The organism is Halomonas sp. IOP_14 (genome assembly GCF_021021315.1).
GTDB classification, from domain to species: Bacteria; Pseudomonadota; Gammaproteobacteria; order Pseudomonadales; family Halomonadaceae; genus Vreelandella; species Vreelandella titanicae.
Genome location: NZ_JAINWD010000122.1, coordinates 1 through 320 on the forward strand (window position 1 = coordinate 1; position 320 = coordinate 320).

A 320-nucleotide genomic window follows, 5' to 3' on the forward strand; every position below is an offset into this window, starting at 1 on the left:
ACGTCATCGGGGCCGTCGACATGCACCTTGGTGCCCGCCTTGACGTGGATCTCGCCCGCATCGAGGTAGATGGCGTCCTCTGTGAGCACCAGCCGGCTGTTGCCTACCTGCAGGGTGAGCTGCTTGCCGGCCTTGAGGGTGATGTTGCGCCCGACATTGAGCGAGTGGTTGAGCCCCACTTGGGTGCTCTTGCTGAGCCCGACCAGGGTGTTCATGATCGCCCCGACGTTGAGGCTGTAGCCCAGACCGACGTTTTCCATGCGGCCCATGCCGACGTTCTGCAGATACGCCTTACCAACGGTTTCGGTTTTGTTCTTACC

1 protein-coding gene is annotated in these 320 nt (G+C 61.2%); it reads right to left on the reverse strand.

All coding sequences use genetic code 11. The annotated features are described in order from the left end of the window. The coding region (locus K7H09_RS24375; protein WP_442908140.1) for a hypothetical protein at positions 1 to 320 on the reverse strand (320 nt) is incomplete at both ends.